At 60.9% G+C, this 15,365-nt stretch carries 17 protein-coding genes and 1 pseudogene; 5 read left to right on the plus strand and 13 right to left on the minus strand.

Going from position 1 to position 15,365, the window contains the following annotated elements; translation table 11 throughout:
• Nucleotides 1–8: 8 nt before the first annotated feature.
• From rdgB to rph, 3 genes are read right to left on the minus strand one after another with little or no spacing between them, the layout of a single operon-like run.
• On the minus strand, nt 9–653 hold the full coding sequence (gene rdgB, locus Tal182_RS02030) for an RdgB/HAM1 family non-canonical purine NTP pyrophosphatase (protein WP_064800426.1): 645 nt from the start codon (nt 651–653) through the stop codon (nt 9–11).
• On the minus strand, nt 654–1,079 hold the full coding sequence (locus Tal182_RS02035) for a VOC family protein (RefSeq protein ID WP_085857914.1): 426 nt from the start codon (nt 1,077–1,079) through the stop codon (nt 654–656). It lies immediately after the preceding gene.
• Entirely contained in the window at nt 1,076–1,795 is a 720-nt protein-coding gene (gene rph / locus Tal182_RS02040) for a ribonuclease PH (protein ID WP_064809389.1), read from the minus strand. Before rph ends, Tal182_RS02035 begins: the two co-directional genes overlap by 4 nt.
• A gap of 126 nt (nt 1,796–1,921) precedes the next feature.
• Between rph and hrcA the strand changes: the two genes are divergently transcribed.
• Together hrcA and grpE are read left to right on the plus strand one after the other, a co-directional pair.
• Nucleotides 1,922–3,010: a heat-inducible transcriptional repressor HrcA gene (hrcA, locus tag Tal182_RS02045; RefSeq protein WP_064800429.1), complete on the plus strand. Its 1,089-nt coding sequence runs from the start codon at nt 1,922–1,924 to the stop codon at nt 3,008–3,010.
• Between the two features lie 111 nt (nt 3,011–3,121).
• Entirely contained in the window at nt 3,122–3,757 is a 636-nt protein-coding gene (gene grpE / locus Tal182_RS02050) for a nucleotide exchange factor GrpE (RefSeq protein ID WP_064800430.1), read from the plus strand.
• Between the two features lie 38 nt (nt 3,758–3,795).
• Here grpE and Tal182_RS02055 read toward each other — a convergent pair whose 3' ends face one another.
• The gene (locus tag Tal182_RS02055; RefSeq protein ID WP_085860772.1) at nt 3,796–4,740 is read right to left on the minus strand and encodes a nucleoside hydrolase; all 945 of its coding nucleotides are present in this window, start codon (nt 4,738–4,740) and stop codon (nt 3,796–3,798) included.
• Nucleotides 4,741–5,020: 280 nt separating this feature from the next.
• On the opposite strand from Tal182_RS02055, the gene Tal182_RS02060 reads away from it, so the two are divergent.
• Both Tal182_RS02060 and Tal182_RS02065 read left to right on the plus strand, forming a co-directional pair.
• Nucleotides 5,021–5,446 carry an Hsp20 family protein gene (locus tag Tal182_RS02060; protein ID WP_010032703.1) on the plus strand — a complete coding sequence of 142 codons (426 nt, stop codon included), beginning with the start codon at nt 5,021–5,023 and terminating at the stop codon, nt 5,444–5,446.
• A 47-nt stretch (nt 5,447–5,493) separates the two neighbouring features.
• Nucleotides 5,494–5,751: a DUF1150 family protein gene (locus Tal182_RS02065; RefSeq protein WP_008524631.1), complete on the plus strand. Its 258-nt coding sequence runs from the start codon at nt 5,494–5,496 to the stop codon at nt 5,749–5,751.
• Between the two features lie 87 nt (nt 5,752–5,838).
• Here Tal182_RS02065 and Tal182_RS02070 read toward each other — a convergent pair whose 3' ends face one another.
• The gene (locus Tal182_RS02070) at nt 5,839–6,393 is read right to left on the minus strand and encodes an isoprenylcysteine carboxylmethyltransferase family protein (RefSeq protein ID WP_064800432.1); all 555 of its coding nucleotides are present in this window, start codon (nt 6,391–6,393) and stop codon (nt 5,839–5,841) included.
• Nucleotides 6,394–6,606: 213 nt separating this feature from the next.
• Here Tal182_RS02070 and Tal182_RS02075 point away from each other — a divergent pair, with 213 nt between their 5' ends.
• Entirely contained in the window at nt 6,607–7,485 is an 879-nt protein-coding gene (locus tag Tal182_RS02075; protein WP_064800433.1) for an alpha/beta hydrolase, read from the plus strand.
• A 293-nt stretch (nt 7,486–7,778) separates the two neighbouring features.
• Here the strand turns inward: Tal182_RS02075 and Tal182_RS02080 are convergent.
• The 8 genes and pseudogenes from Tal182_RS02080 to Tal182_RS02115 all read right to left on the minus strand — a co-directional run bounded on the left by Tal182_RS02080 (nt 7,779) and on the right by Tal182_RS02115 (nt 15,354).
• Nucleotides 7,779–8,040, minus strand: a pseudogene (locus Tal182_RS02080) (DUF2277 domain-containing protein).
• Nucleotides 8,041–8,232: 192 nt separating this feature from the next.
• The gene (locus Tal182_RS02085; protein ID WP_085857915.1) at nt 8,233–8,934 is read right to left on the minus strand and encodes a tRNA (guanosine(46)-N(7))-methyltransferase TrmB; all 702 of its coding nucleotides are present in this window, start codon (nt 8,932–8,934) and stop codon (nt 8,233–8,235) included.
• Nucleotides 8,931–10,184 carry a methionine adenosyltransferase gene (gene metK / locus Tal182_RS02090; RefSeq protein ID WP_064800435.1) on the minus strand — a complete coding sequence of 418 codons (1,254 nt, stop codon included), beginning with the start codon at nt 10,182–10,184 and terminating at the stop codon, nt 8,931–8,933. Before metK ends, Tal182_RS02085 begins: the two co-directional genes overlap by 4 nt.
• Before the next feature lie 178 nt (nt 10,185–10,362).
• Nucleotides 10,363–10,782: a helix-turn-helix domain-containing protein gene (locus tag Tal182_RS02095; RefSeq protein WP_011423753.1), complete on the minus strand. Its 420-nt coding sequence runs from the start codon at nt 10,780–10,782 to the stop codon at nt 10,363–10,365.
• Between the two features lie 147 nt (nt 10,783–10,929).
• Complete coding sequence (lnt, locus tag Tal182_RS02100) at nt 10,930–12,534, minus strand: apolipoprotein N-acyltransferase (protein WP_085857916.1); 1,605 nt, start codon at nt 12,532–12,534, stop codon at nt 10,930–10,932.
• Nucleotides 12,535–12,644: 110 nt separating this feature from the next.
• Complete coding sequence (locus Tal182_RS02105) at nt 12,645–13,790, minus strand: hemolysin family protein (RefSeq protein ID WP_085857917.1); 1,146 nt, start codon at nt 13,788–13,790, stop codon at nt 12,645–12,647.
• A complete protein-coding gene (gene ybeY / locus Tal182_RS02110; protein WP_085857918.1) occupies nt 13,787–14,302 on the minus strand; it encodes an rRNA maturation RNase YbeY in 516 nt (171 codons plus the stop codon). The genes Tal182_RS02105 and ybeY overlap by 4 nt, the downstream gene beginning before the upstream one ends.
• Nucleotides 14,302–15,354: a PhoH family protein gene (locus tag Tal182_RS02115; RefSeq protein WP_064800439.1), complete on the minus strand. Its 1,053-nt coding sequence runs from the start codon at nt 15,352–15,354 to the stop codon at nt 14,302–14,304. The genes ybeY and Tal182_RS02115 overlap by 1 nt, the downstream gene beginning before the upstream one ends.
• Nucleotides 15,355–15,365 lie beyond the last annotated feature (11 nt).

The following is a 15,365-nucleotide window of genomic DNA, read 5'->3' on the forward strand; positions in this document are numbered from 1 at the left end:
AACAGATCTTATGCCTCCAGGCAGGTTTCGACGAAAAGTTTGAAGGCACGGGCCCGATGCGACAGCGCCTGCGGCTTGCCGACATTCCAGCCGTGTTTCTCCTCGCCGCTCATTTCTCCGAAGGTGACGGCATAACCCTCGGGCTGGAAAACCGGATCATAGCCGAAGCCTTGGGTGCCGCGCGGCGGCCAGACGACATGGCCTTCCACCTCGCCGCGGAAAAGCTCGGTATGCCCGTCCGGCCAGGCAAGGCAGAGCACGCTGACGAAACGCGCCCCGCGCTGTTCCGGCGTCGTAGCGCCGGCGTCCTGCAGCGCCTTTTCCACCTTGGCCATCGCCATGTCGAAGTCGCGCGTGCCGTCTGCCCTTTCCGCCCAGTTGGCGGTGTAGACGCCGGGATCGCCGCCGAGCGCGTCGACCACCAGGCCGGAATCATCCGAAAGCGCCGGCATGCCGGCGGCATGGGCCGAGGCGACCGCCTTGATCGTCGCATTCTCCTCGAAGCTCGTGCCGGTTTCGTCAGGTTCGACGAAATTCAGTTCGGCGGCCGATTTGGCGGTGAAGCCGAGCGGTCCGATCAACTCCTGTATCTCGCGGATCTTGCCGGCATTGTGGCTGGCGACGACGATGGTTTTGGTTTCGAGCTTGCGCATTCAAATATCCTGTTCGATGCCCCAGATTTTAGCCTCCGCGCATTCCAGGCTGTTGCCGGCAGGGTCGCGGAAATAGATCGAGCGGCCGCCATTTGGCCAATGCACCTCGGATTCGATCGCAACGCCAGCTGCTTTCAGCTGTTCGGCCATCGCATCTATGTTGCGGCTAGATACCCGGAAACAGGCATGGCCTTGCCCGGTCATGCCGTGTGGCGGCACCTGCAGCGCGTCGGGTGCCGGCGGCTTTATCGTTTCCTCGGGGTTGAAGATGAGCAGAACGCCTGGCCCACAGCGGAAGAAGACATGACGGTTGCCGGCGCGGGTGATCTTTTCAAGCCCGAGAACGCCCTCGTAGAACGTCTCGGCCTGATCGAGATCGCGCGCATAGAGCGCCGTTTCCAACATGCCTTCCAGCATGGCGTTCATCCCGCAATCGCCTCTTTCTGCAGGGCGACGAGTTCGCCGATGCCGTTCTTGGCAAGCCGCATCAGCGAGCTGAATTCCTCTTCGCTGAACGGCGTGCCTTCGGCAGTTCCCTGGATCTCGACGATGCCGCCGGCGCCGGTCATGACGAAGTTCGCATCGGTCTCGGCCGAGGAATCCTCGAGATAATCGAGGTCGATGACCGGCTGGCTGGCGAAAACGCCGCAGGAGATGGCTGCGACGTGATCCTTCAGGACCCGGTCGACCTTGATCATGTTGCGGCTTTCCATCCATTTCAGGCAGTCGTAAAGCGCGATCCAGCCGCCGGTGATGGAGGCCGTCCGTGTGCCGCCATCGGCCTGGATGACGTCGCAATCGAGCGTGATCTGCTTTTCGCCGAGCGCCTGCAGGTCGACGACGGCGCGCAGCGACCGGCCGATCAGCCGTTGGATTTCCTGGGTGCGGCCGCCCTGCTTGCCGGCGGCGGCCTCGCGCTTCATGCGCTCGCCGGTCGCCCGCGGCAGCATGCCGTATTCGGCCGTCACCCAGCCCTTGCCGGTGTTGCGCAGCCATGGCGGCGTCTTTTCCTCGAGGCTTGCGGTGCAAAGCACGTGCGTATCGCCGAATTTCACCAGGCAGGAGCCTTCCGCATGCTTGGAAAAATTGCGCTCGAACGAGACCTTGCGCATCTGGTCGGTTTTTCTGCCTGAAGGCCGCATTCTCATCTCCTGGAGTTGTTGACCGCTTCTACGATTGGCGGCGCCCATTTGCAAATTCCCTTTTGCCACGGGTGCGAGTTTGACTATATTTTCGGGAGCATCATCAGCGCGGGTTTGAAAAGGTTCATGGGCATCAGGTCGACGTCGGTTTCGGATGCCGTTGCTGCACTGGACGAGCGCTCCAGGGAAATTTTTCGCCGCATCGTCGAAGGTTATCTCGAAAGCGGCGAGCCGCTCGGCTCGCGCAATCTGTCGCGCCTGCTGCCGATGTCGCTGTCGCCGGCCTCGGTGCGCAACGTCATGAGCGATCTCGAAGAGCTCGGTCTCATCTATTCCCCGCATGTCAGCGCCGGCCGGCTGCCGACCCAGATCGGGCTGCGCTTCTTCGTCGATGCATTCATGCAGATCGGCGATCTCTCCGCCGAGGAGCGCGCCAATATCGATCGCCAGGTGCGGGCCGAAAGCGGCGGCAATCCGGTGGAATCGATGATGAACGAAGCGAGCCGCATGCTTTCGGGCATCTCGCGCGGGGCCGGTCTCGTCATCACCTCGAAAAGCGATCCGGTGCTGAAACATGTCGAGTTCATCCGGCTTGAACCGACAAAGGCGCTCGCTGTGCTCGTCGGCGATCATGACCAGGTGGAAAACCGCATCATCGAACTGCCGGCGGGCGTCACCTCCTCGCAGCTGACGGAGGCGGCGAATTTCCTCAACGCGCACATGTCCGGCCAGACGCTGCCGGAGCTGCGCAAACAGTTAAGCCGGCTGAAGGATGATGTCCGTCACGAACTCGATGCGCTCTCGCGCGATCTTGTCGAGCGCGGCATCGCCGTCTGGGCCGGCAGCCCGGACGAGGGAAAGCCTGCTCAGCTGATCATCCGCGGCCGCGCCAACCTGCTCGAAGGCCTCGCCGGCGCCGAAGATCTCGACCGGCTGCGCATGCTGTTCGACGATCTCGAAAAGAAGGACAGCCTGATCGAGCTTCTCAACCTCGCCGAAAGCGGTTCGGGCGTGCGCATCTTCATCGGCTCGGAAAACAAGCTCTTCTCGCTGTCCGGCTCGTCGCTCATCGTCGCGCCCTATCGCGACGACGACGACCGGATCGTCGGCGCCGTTGGCGTCATCGGCCCGACGCGGCTCAATTATTCCCGTATCGTGCCGATGGTGGATTATACCGCCCAGCTCGTCTCCCGCCTGTCGCGCAATCCGCTTTGATGTCATCACTGACGAAGCCGCGGAATTTTCGCTTCTTCGTCACGCAGACTTGATTTTTTCCGGTCAAACCTCGATATCGGGCGCATCTGAAAATACCAACCGGAGACCGTCATGACCGATGAAACGACGAAAAACGGACCTGACGCAACTGCGGCCAACGCCGCAGCCGACGCTGCCGTCAACGTCGAGACTGCCACTGTCGGGCAGGAGGAGGCAAACCAGCCGGATCCGCTCGACCTCCTGAAGGCCGAGAATGCCGAGCTGCGTGACCGCTATCTGCGCCTTGCCGCCGAGATGGATAATCTGCGCCGCCGCACCGAGCGCGAGGTCAAGGATGCGAAATCCTATTCCGTCGCCGGTTTCGCCCGGGACATGCTCGCCGTCTCGGACAATTTGCGCCGGGCGCTGGACGCCATCTCTCCGGAGACCAAGGCCACGGCCGATGCCGGCCTCACCACGCTGATCGAAGGTGTGGAGATGACCGAGCGCTCGATGCTCTCGGCGCTGGAGCGCCACGGCGTTCGCAAGCTGGAGCCGGTTGGCCAGAAATTCGATCCGAATTTCCATCAGGCGATGTTCGAGGTGCCGAACTCCGAAGTGCCGAACAATACCGTCGTCCAGGTCGTGCAGGCCGGCTTCACCATCGGCGAACGCGTCCTGCGCCCGGCCATGGTCGGCGTTGCCAAGGGGGGCCCGAAGCCGGTCGAGGCCGAAATCAATTCCGTCTTCGACGAGAAGGACGCCTGAGGTCGTTTTCCTTCTCCGCCTCGGAGAAGGAAGAAAATTCAGATGCGGGCGAAGCGTTCGATCAGCAGATCGAAGAAGCCGTCCGCATCGACGGTGCGCATGACCTTGGCATTGCGCTTGCGCTCGGTCACATGCCACCAGTCGACGACAGTCATCCCGACGGTGAGTTCGGACTGGACCTCGATTTCGACATTGCAGTCGCGGCCCTGAAAAAGCTCTGGTTTCAGCAGATAGGCGACAACCGTTGGGTCGTGCAGCGGCCCGCCGTCGGAACCGTATTTTTCGATGTCGAAGCGCTCGAAGAATTCCAACATTTCGACCATGGCCTTTGCCGGCGCCGTGCCGATCTCGGCCATGCGCTTGACCCGGTCCTTGCGGGTCAGCAGCTGGTGCGTCACGTCGAGCGGCATCATCACGATCGGAACGCCCGAGCGGAAAACGATGTCGGCCGCCTCGGGATCGACATAGATGTTGAATTCGGCGGCCGGCGTAATATTGCCGCCCTCGAAAAAGCCACCGCCCATCATCACCAGTTCGCGGATGCGGGGGATGATGTCGGGCGCCTTCTCAAAGGCCATGCCGATATTGGTGAGCGGCCCGAGCGTGCAGAGCGTCACCGCGCCTTCCGGCTCGCGACGCAGCGTCTCGATGATGAAATCGACGGAATGGCCGGGCTGCAGCGCCATAGTCGGTTCATCGAGAACTGGGCCGTCGAGGCCGGTCTTGCCGTGGACATGTTCTGCCGTCACCAGCTTGCGGGCGATCGGCTTGTCGGCGCCGGCGAAAACCTTCACATCCGTGCGGCCGCAGAGCTCGCAGACGATGCGCGCGTTGCGGCTGGTGAATGACAGCGGCACGTTGCCGGCGACCGTCGTGATCCCCAGCAGCTCGAGCTCATCGGGGCTGCCGAAAGCCAGCATGATGGCGGCCGCGTCATCCTGGCCGGGATCGGTGTCGATGATGATCTTTCTCGCGCTTGCCATTTCAATCATCCCGTTCTCACCATGCCGCTTGTCCCGGCAGACACCATCTCTTCATTTCCCGTCACAAATCGGCACATTCCGCGCGGGCATGTTTTGATGCGAGGCAGCAGGTCCTTTGTCAAGCAAGGAGGCAGGCGCCGCCGTTCGAAATTGACAGATGTTTAAATCGCGGAGGATCGGCGCGCCTTGCAGCGCCGTGATCATGCCCCCATATTAGCGGCATCCGGATGCTGCACTTTTAGGTCCGGGATGGTCGCTTGCATCAAGGACTTGAAAAGAGATGAGCCGCATTACCCCTTTCGCCAGCCCTTTGCTTCTGGGCTTCGACGCTATGGAAAAGACGCTGGAGCGCATTTCCAAGGCGAGCGACGGATACCCGCCTTACAATATCGAACGTATCGCCGCCGACAGCGGCGCGCCCGAGCGTCTGCGCATCACCCTTGCCGTTGCCGGTTTCAGCGAGGAGGAGCTTGATGTCTCCACCGAGGAGAATCAGCTTGTCATCCGCGGCCGCCAGGTGGAGCAGGGCGAGCGGGATTATCTTTATCGCGGCATCGCCGCTCGCCAGTTCCAGCGCACCTTCGTGCTGGCCGACGGCATGCAGGTCCTTGGCGCCGGCCTGAAAAACGGTCTGCTCTCCGTCGATCTAATTCGACCCGAACCCGCCCGCATGGTCAAGAAAATTAACATTTCGGTCTCACAGTAGCACAACGGTTTCCAAAACCGTTGGTCCCTTCTTCCGGAGGAACAGGAATGTTGATGAAAGAAGCCACGTCTCACTTGACCAAATCCGAGCTTGCCCACATCGGCAACGGCGAGGTCGCCTACATCAGAAAGATGCGCACCGAAGAGGTCGCCAAGTGCTTTCCAGAGGCGCCGGATATCGATCCGAACGTCGATCTCTGGGCACTCTTCGGCGCCGACGGCACGCCGATTCTGCTGACGGACAACCGTTCCAGCACGTTCTTCAAAGCGGCCGAGGACGAATTGAAGACGGTCAGCCTGCACTGACCGTCAAGACCGTCTGCTACGTTTCACTGCTTGCGGTGCACGGTCGCTCTATTCGTTTTCGCTGCGGTCGGGACGGATGTCGCGACATTATCGCCAATCGAACCACGGCGTCAGCAAGCCCGTCTTGCGCCGATAGGCTTCATATTCGGATGCCAGCGGTGATAGGGCGAATTTCCTCTCCTCGTTGCGGGCTGCAATCACGTAGACAACCGTAAAAAATAAGACCGGCAGGATCGACCATATCGACCAAGATGCCAGCGCCCACCCCGACCAGAAGAGCAGGTAGGACGTGTAAAAAGGGTGCCGCAGGTAGCGATAGGGACCGTCGGTGACAAGACTATCTGGGTGATCGAGGGTGAACACAAAGCGCAACCTGGCCTCTCGCGACGCCGACACCGCCCACCAGAACAAGCCCGCCGACCCGATTTCAAATCCCAGTCCGACTACCTGTACCCATAGCATCTGCGTCCCGGACCAAACCAGGTACAGGAAAAACGCCGTCGTCGCGATGACGACGACGGTGATCAGCTTTGCTCCGGCTTCCATCTTCGGCGAGTTGAAGTGGCCTCGCAACGACCACGCGTAGAACCCGACGACACTCAGGCTGGTGATCGAAATAACAAAGTCCAGAAGAAATTGCATCGTGATGTCCACCTTGAAAGGTTGGTTGCAATTGCTGCTGCGACAGACCTAACCCGTATACAACGCCAAGGCAAATGATTGTGTATTGATGCATAACCGCACCGAAACGTGTCGTGATTGCACGACCTGGTTCAGATCTGGTTTACGATGATCATGCACCTGCCATAGATATTTTCGTGCAAGACTTTGGCTGCGCGTTAGGGGTCGCAGTTTATGGACATATTTCACTGTACAATCGACACCAGCCACGGCGCTGTGCGCATCAGTGACACTATTGATGGCGCTGCACCACTGGTTATGATACACGGTTCGGGCAGCTCACGGACGGTCTTTTCACAGCAACTACACAGCCATTTGTCCCGGAATTGGCGTCTGATTGCGCTCGATCTTCCGGGACATGGCGAATCGAGCGACGCTCGAGATCCGCAGTCAACTTACACCGTCACCGGTCTTGCCGACTGCATAGGAGAGGTGGCAGCCCGCCTGGGACTTCATCGCTTTCCCGTGCTGGGATGGTCGCTTGGCGGTCACGTCGCGATTCAGATGGCGGGCAGCAGCAACGGCATTTCGGGCCTGATGTTGTGCGGCACGCCACCGATCCACAGCGGTCTCCTCGGAATGCTGCGGGGATTCCATCCATCATTTGATATTCTTCTGGCATCAAAAGAGAACTTTACATCGCGTGATGTGGAGCGGTTTCAGTCTCTTTGCTTTGGAGACACGAGTAACCCCTCCTTTCGCGATGCCATAGCGCGCGCGGACGGGAGACTAAGGAGCGTTTTTTCTCGCGCAATGTTGCGGGGGCAGGGGGTGGATCAGCGCCGCACCGTCGAACAGGCTGATATACCCATTGCTTTTGTGAATGGATTTTATGACCCCTTTGTCAAACTCAGCTATTTTTCGGGCCTGAACATCCAGTTGCTCTTCGAAGGCAAAGCGCATGTAATAGAAGGGGCTGGACACGCGCCCTTCTGGGAGAAGCCGGAGAGCTTCAACTCGATGCTCGACCGGTTCCTGAACACAGTCGCCGCTCATGAAGCCAATACCGATCTGAAAAATCAACACTGTCGCCGCAGTGGAAGCCAGATATAGGATCATCAACGATGAAACCAAGGCTTTGGCCATCACCTATTGGCGGCGACTCTCTCCGCCGGATTGTCGTGTCGGAAACGTGACCCTCTCGCGCTGATAGGCTTCTGATGCATAGCAGCCTGGTTCAGATTGCGGATTTGGCAAACGGTGTCGATCGGCGGGCCGCCCATGTCCGCTTGTGGGCGCATAGCGGTCGTCCACCTGAAATGAACTGATAGTCCGCTTCGGACCGAAAGCCGTCAGGTAGGCCACTTGAGGCTTGATTGAGATCTCCCGTGCGTGACGGAGCTCTCTTACGCGAACCGGACCGCTGATCGCGCGCGCCTTTGCCGCAACCTCTTCGCGATCACGAGGAGGTTGAGACGTTTCCAGCGAATCGAGCAGCTCGCGGGCACAGGCCGTGATCGAACTGACCGCGTGCTCGAATGCGAGCTCATTGCGCTTCGACGGTTTGGTCGTTCCGCTCACCTTGCGCACGAACTGGAGCGCGGCATCGTGGACCTCGTCGTCCGTCGCTGGCGGATCGAAATTGAAAAGGGGTTTATATTTCGGCACATGACATGCTCCCGGTCATTTTCTCCCTTCCATTTGAGCGGAGGGTGGCCAGCACGGAAATAGTCGCGTCAGCGGCAATTGCAACCGTTCCACGGCGGAACTCTACGCGCCACAAGTGAGAGCGTAGCGCGTTCAGTTCGGTTTGTTGTCGTCGTCGGTTTTAGAGCCGGATGCCGGAAATTGCCGACCGCCTCAGATCTTCGCGAAGGTCAGATACGCCGAAGACCGGCCCTCGCGCCGCGCCTTGGCCTCATAACGTGTGCTCGGCCAGCCCTCGTAGGGCGTCAGCCAGTCGGCCGCATTGTCGGCGATCCAGTCGAAGCCGCCATGGTCGCGGCATTTGATCAGCGTCCAGTTCACATAGGTGTCGATATCGGAGGCGAAGCAGAACAGGCCGCCGGGCTTCAGCACGCGGTGAAAGCGGTCGAGATTGGTCTTCGAGACGAAGCGGCGTTTCCAGTGCTTCCGCTTCGGCCAGGGATCGGGATAGAGCAGATCGATCTGGTCGAGCGACGCGTCCGGCAGCCAGTCGAGCAGCTGCGTCGCATCGTCGTTGTAGACACGGATATTGCGCGCGCCCGTCTCGCCGATACGCGACAACAGCTTCTGCATGGAGTTGACGAAGGGCTCGACGCCGATGAAGCCGGTCGAAGGCCTTTCCAGGGCACGGCGCATCAGATGCTCGCCGCCGCCGAAACCGATTTCCAGCCGCAACGTTTCGACAGGAACCGGAAAGAGAGAGGTCAGCGGCTCCGGAGGAGCCGCCGAGAGGTCGACGAGGAATGCCGGGAGCAGGCTGTTTAGCGTCTCGGCCTGCTGCTCGCGCAGGGCCTTGCCCTTGCGGCGACCGAAAAAGGCTTCGGTCGCCCGTCCCCGGCGTTCCATATCCGTCATGCAGCGACCTTGGTCTTGACGGCTTCCTTCAGCGCCTTGACGAGGTCGGTGCGCTCCCAGGAGAACGAGCCGTCACGGCCGGCCTTGCGGCCGAAATGACCGTAGGCCGAGGTCTTGGCGTAGATGGGCTTGTTGAGGTCGAGGTGACGACGGATGCCCGACGGCGACAGGTCCATATTCTGGCGGATCGCCGCTTCGACCTGGTCTTCCGACACACCCCTGCCGGTGCCGTGCAGGTCGACGTAGATCGACAGTGGCTGCGCGACGCCGATGGCGTAGGAGAGCTGGATCGTGCAGCGGTCGGCGAGGCCGGCGGCCACGACGTTCTTGGCGAGGTAGCGGGCGGCATAGGCGGCCGAACGGTCGACTTTGGTCGTGTCCTTGCCGGAGAATGCGCCGCCGCCATGCGGAGCCGCACCGCCATAGGTGTCGACGATGATCTTGCGGCCGGTCAGGCCCGCATCGCCGTCCGGTCCGCCGATGACGAACTTGCCGGTCGGATTGATGTACCACTTGCAATCCTCGGCGATCTTCAGTTCGCCGAGCGCTTCGCGGATATAGGGTTCGACGACGGCGCGGACCTTCTTGGAATCCCAGCTCTCGTCGAGATGCTGGGTCGAAAGCACGATCGAGGTTGCTTCCGACGGCTTGCCGTCGACGTAACGCACGGTTACCTGGCTCTTGGCGTCGGGGCCGAGCTTGGCGACTTCACCGTCGCCCTTCTTGCGGGCGGCCGCCAGCAGCTGCAGGATCCTGTGGGAATAATAGATCGGCGCCGGCATCAGGTCCGGCGTTTCCTTGCAGGCGTAACCGAACATGATGCCCTGGTCGCCGGCGCCTTCGTCGCCCTGCTGGTCGGCGGCGCTGTCGACGCCCTGGGCAATATCGGCCGACTGCGAGTGCAGGAGCACGTCGATCTTTGCCTTCTTCCAGTGGAAGCCGTCCTGTTCGTAGCCGATATCCTTGATGGCGCGGCGAGCAGCGGCCTTGAACTTCGAGGGATTGATGACGTCCTTGCCGTCCTTGTCCTTCTTCATCAGGCTCGGCGGAAGGCGGACTTCGCCGGCGATGACGACACGGTTGGTCGTTGCCAGCGTTTCGCAGGCAATGCGCACACCCCACGGATTGACGCCGGTCTTGGCCGCTTCGCGGTACACCAGATCAACGATCTCGTCGGAGATGCGGTCACACACTTTGTCCGGATGACCTTCGGCAACAGATTCGCTGGTAAAGAGATAATTCGCGCGCATTCCGGGATTCCCCTCAAAGAATAAAAGCCAGCTAGTAGGTACTCAGTTCGAGCGCCGATGACAAGCGCACAAGGACATAAATATATCTTTATATCTGCGGCGAAGTGACAAATTTTGCCGCAAAAACACAAAAAAAGCGGTCTTTCGACCGCCTTTCTATTTCGCAATAAGAGCTGGATCAGTCAGCGTCGGCTTCGGCAGCGAGCGCCTTGACCAGTTCCACGACCTTGCGGCGAACCTTGGGATCGGAAATCTTGACGAAGGCGCGGTTGAGCTGCAGGCCCTCCGAGGAGGAGAGGAAGTCTACGACGTAATTCGAGCTGGAGGCTTCGGCCATGCCGCCGGCGGCGCCGGCATGTTCGCCGGGCGCATCCTCGAAGAAGAAGGAGACCGGAACATTGAGGATGCTCGAGATGTTCTGCAGACGGCTTGCGCCGACACGGTTGGTGCCCTTCTCATATTTCTGGATCTGCTGGAAGGTGATGCCGAGGCTTTCGCCAAGCTTTTCCTGGCTCATGCCCAACATCGTTCGGCGAAGGCGAATGCGGCTGCCAACATGGATGTCGATCGGATTCGGTTTCTTCTTATTTTCAATCATGGTCGTGCCCTAGCTACGAATTTCTGTTTCCAACCGGCATGCCCCTGATCCATCCCAAAACGCCACGTTGTAAGCGGCGGGAACCCGCCGATAAACATACGTTAAGAACGCCGATTGACACCACTATGCAATTTTAGGGGTTTTTGGTCAATTCAACCCTAAAATAAAACCTCCGCGTGAAATTAGCGCAATCAATATCAAGAGTGCTTCGGTCAACCAGAAGTATGCCTGAAGGGGGTATGAGGTTCCGAACCCATTGCCGAACCCATCAACAGTTGCATCAATAAAGCCGGTCTCACCAAGATCGAGGCCTGCGATGATTTCCCCGTGCGCGTTCACGAGTGCCGATATGCCGTTGTTGGCGTCGCGAATCAGCGGCAGGCCGGTCTCGACTGCCCGCACCCGCGCCTGCTGAAAATGCTGGTAGGGTCCGGGCGTGATGCCGAACCAGGCATCGTTGGTGAGGTTGAGGAGCGCGTTGGCATCCACGATGTCGCCGGTCATTTCGCCCGGAAAGATGATCTCGTAGCAGATCAGCGGATAAAGATTGAGGCCGCCCGGCAGCGCCAGCAGGTGCCGACTTGCGGCGGCCGAAAAGCCGCCCGGTATCTCGACGACATTCTGGATGCCGAGTTCGGTGAGGATGTCCTCGAAGGGCAGATATTCGCCGAAAGGCACGAGATGCACCTTGTCGGAGGCGGCGATGATCTGGCCGCGGCCGTCGATCACATAGATGGAATTGTAGTAGCGCACCGGGGTGCCGGGCCCCATCTCCTCGGCGCGCACCGCGCCGGCGATCAGGATCTGGTCGTCGTCGAGCGTATCGGCGATCCGCGTCAGGGCATCCTGGTTGTCGGTGAGGATGAAGGGGATCGAGGTTTCCGGCCAGACGATGATGTTGGGTTTGCGGCCGCCATTCCTGGGCGCCTCGGCGGAAAGCTTCAGATGCGTCTCGAAGATCGCATTGCGATCGGCGTCGTTATCCATCTTCGCCGCCTGGTCGATATCAGGCTGCACCAGCCGCACCACGGGCCGCTTGTCCTCAGGCAACGGCGCGGGCCGCTGCGCCAGATAGAGAGCGTAGACGCCGTAGCCGAGATGGGCGGCAAATAGCAGGGTGGCGAGCGCAATTCCAGGCTTCGCGCCCTGTCGCGTCCCGATCAGCGCCGGGGCGGAAAAGACGAAGACGGCAAGTGTCGTCACCCCCATCGCGCCGATCACATGCGCCGACTGCATCATCAGCGGAACGGGCATCAGGCCATAACCGATGGCATTCCAGGGAAAGCCGGTGAGGATCGTGCTTCGAAGCCATTCCATCAGGCCGAAGCCGGCCGCAAGTGCGGCGATCCGTCCCATGCCGTCGGACCAGACGGTCCGGGCAAGTGCAGTCGCCAGCCCGTAGAAGACCGCAAGGCCGGCCGGCAGTCCGAGGACTGCCAGGGGCAGTGCCCAGGCAAATTCCTCCGAATCGACCAGCAAGGCGTGACCGATCCACCAGAGGCCGGCGACGAAATAACCGAAGCCGAACAGCCAGCCGATGGCAAAGGCCGGCCATAGCCTGCCGATCAGGCCGCTTTCAGGAGAAGCCGCCGTCCCGTCGATCAGCCAGACGAGCAGCGTGAAGGAGAAAAACATCGCCGCGAAAAAGCCGAAAGGCGGCAGCGCCAGCGCGGCGAATGCTCCAGCGGCGACGGCCAGCAACGACCGTTTTACCCCCCAGACGAGGATAACCCTGTCCGCAAGCCGCTCCATGCGCACTCCCATCAAACCGCGAATCAACCCATTCGCAGTCTTTCAAAAAAGCGGCTCTTTGTCCTGTTCCGCATCGGCCCGAAAGGTGATTCCGATTTCCGTACAGATGCCTAGTTGGTGGTCGATTCGGCCGGCCGGTCGTCGCCGGTCTCGGATCCGGGTGTGATGTCGCCAGCCTCCTTGACGCGGCGGCGGATCGCGTGGCGCTTACGGGTGATGCGCAGCCGCTTGATGCGGCGCGGATCTGCGTCGAGGATGTGGAATTCGAAGTTCGGCAGGGCCTGAACGACTTCGCCGCGGACGGGGATGCGGCCGAGCGCGGAGAAGATCAACCCGCCCAGCGTGTCGACCTCGTCGACCTGTTCGCTGATGTCGAAATCCGGTCCGATCGCTTCGGCGATCTCTTCCAGCTCGACACGGGCGTCGGCGACGAAGACGTCTTCGGCGACGCGCTTGAACATCACCTCTTCGTCGTCATGTTCGTCGTCGATGTCGCCGACCACCATCTCGACGATGTCCTCATGCGAGGCGAGCCCGTCGGTGCCGCCATATTCGTCGATGACGAGCGCCATCTGCGTACGGTTCACCTGCATCCGGCGCAAGAGGTCGGAGGCCAGCATCGACGGCGGCACGAACAGGATCTTGCGGATGATGCCGGCTTCGGCCAGCGTCTTCTGCAGATCGACCCGGGCAAGATCGAAATTCGGCTTGGTCGAGCGCGGCGGCTTTTGAATGTTCTCCGGCGCGACCTCGATCGCCGGCGCTGCAGCGGCCGGCTTTGCCGGGCCGCGGCGCTTGTTGCGCGCCTGCTTGGCGACATAGGAGAGCAGGTCGCGGATATGCACCATGCCGCGCGGGTCGTCGAGCGTATCGGCATAAACAGGCATGCGCGAGCGGCCGGATTCCTCGAAAAGGATCATCAGCTCGCCAATGGTGATGTTCTGGTCCACCGCCTCGATATCGGCGCGCGGCACCATCACGTCGGCGACGCGCACCTCGCGAAAGCGCAGGATATTGTGCAGCATCGCCCGTTCGTCGGGCGAAAAAGCGTCGTCGCCGGCCGCATCGGTCATCAGCGCATCGGCAAGATCCTCGCGCAGTCGCGAGCCCTGCTGCGGGCGGAGAATGCGGGCGGCGCGCGACCAGAAGGATTGGGATCGGCCGGATGGCCGACTACTACTGCCGACCTCATCCGAAGAAGAGGATGATTCGGAGTCCTTGGCGTCTGCCGCCGGCTTCGTCGTAAAGTCGCTCATGGTTCCATTTTAAGGTCTTGACCCTCGTAGGGATCAGATAGGCCGAGCTGCGCCAAAATGCGAGTCTCCAGCGCCTCCATAATTTCGGCTTCGGCATTATTCATATGGTCGTAGCCGAGAAGATGCAAGAAACCGTGCACCAGCAGATGGGTCAGGTGGTCGTCGAAGCTCTTTTCGAGTTCCTGGGCTTCCCGCTCCACCGTCTCCCGGGCGATGATGATGTCGCCGAGCATCGGCCCGGGCAGCTTGCCCCGCTGAACCGGAAAGGCCGGGAAGGAGAGCACATTGGTCGCCTTGTCCTTGCCGCGCCATTCGGCGTTGATGTCCTGGATCGAGGCGTCGTCGGTAAAGACCAGCGAAACCTCGGGCGGCATCGTCGGAAAGGGCTGCTTCTCATTGTCGCGCAGATAGACCGCGGCAGCTCCGAGCACGCGCTCGCAAAAAACCAGCAGCGTTTCCTCGCCGGGCCAGCCGATGTCCTCGATGCTGATCTGGATATCGAGTTCGGCCATCAGCCCTGCCGACCGACGTCTTCGGCTTCGACAAGATAGGTGGCGTCATAGGCTCTGACGATGCGGCCGACCAGCGGATGACGCACGACGTCGGTGTCCTTGAAGCGCACGATCGAGATGCCCTCGACGCCGTTCAGCAGCTCCAGGGCCTCGACGAGGCCGGATTTGACGCCGCGCGGCAGGTCGATCTGGCTCGGGTCGCCGGTGACGATCATGCGGGCATTTTCGCCGAGGCGCGTCAGGAACATCTTCATCTGCATCGACGTCGTGTTCTGCGCTTCGTCGAGGATGATGGCGGCGTTGGCGAGCGTGCGGCCGCGCATGAAGGCGAGCGGGGCGATTTCAATGACGCCGGCGGTGATCGCCCGATCGACCTTGTCGGCCGGGATCATATCGTAGAGCGCATCATAGAGCGGGCGAAGATAGGGGTCGACCTTTTCCTTCATATCGCCGGGCAGGAAGCCGAGGCGCTCGCCGGCCTCGACGGCCGGGCGCGACAGGATGATCTTTTCGACCGCGCCGCGCTCCAGCATCTGGGCGGCATGGGCGACGGCGAGATAGGTCTTGCCGGTGCCGGCCGGGCCGACGCCGAAGACAAGCTCGGCGCGCTCCAGCGCCCTGATATAGGCGTCCTGCGTCGGCGTGCGAGCGATGATCGTCTTCTTGCGCGTCGAAATCTGCGCCATTGTCAGCTTGGCCTTGCGCTCCATGGTGGGAAGGCTGAGCTGATCGTCGGCGGCGACCGCCATGCGGATTGCGCCCTCGACGTCGGATCGTTCCACGCTGCCGCCTTTCTGAAGCTTTTCATAGAGATAATCGAGCGTGCGCCGCGCCTGATTGGTGGTCACGACATCGCCCGATATGACGACGGAATTGCCGCGCGCCCGCGCATCGATGTTCAGCCGCTCCTCGAGCAGCTTGAGGTTTTGGTCGAACTGGCCGAAGAGTTCGCTGGCGAACCGATTGTTCTCGAACGTCAGGACGAAGTGATTGGTGTCGCTCGGCGTGCGGGGGTGGCGCGGTGAAGAAGAAACCAATTCTTGTCCGTTCAAGCGGTCGGGCT

The organism is Rhizobium sp. TAL182, from assembly GCF_002117725.1.
Lineage (GTDB): Bacteria > Pseudomonadota > Alphaproteobacteria > Rhizobiales > Rhizobiaceae > Rhizobium > Rhizobium esperanzae.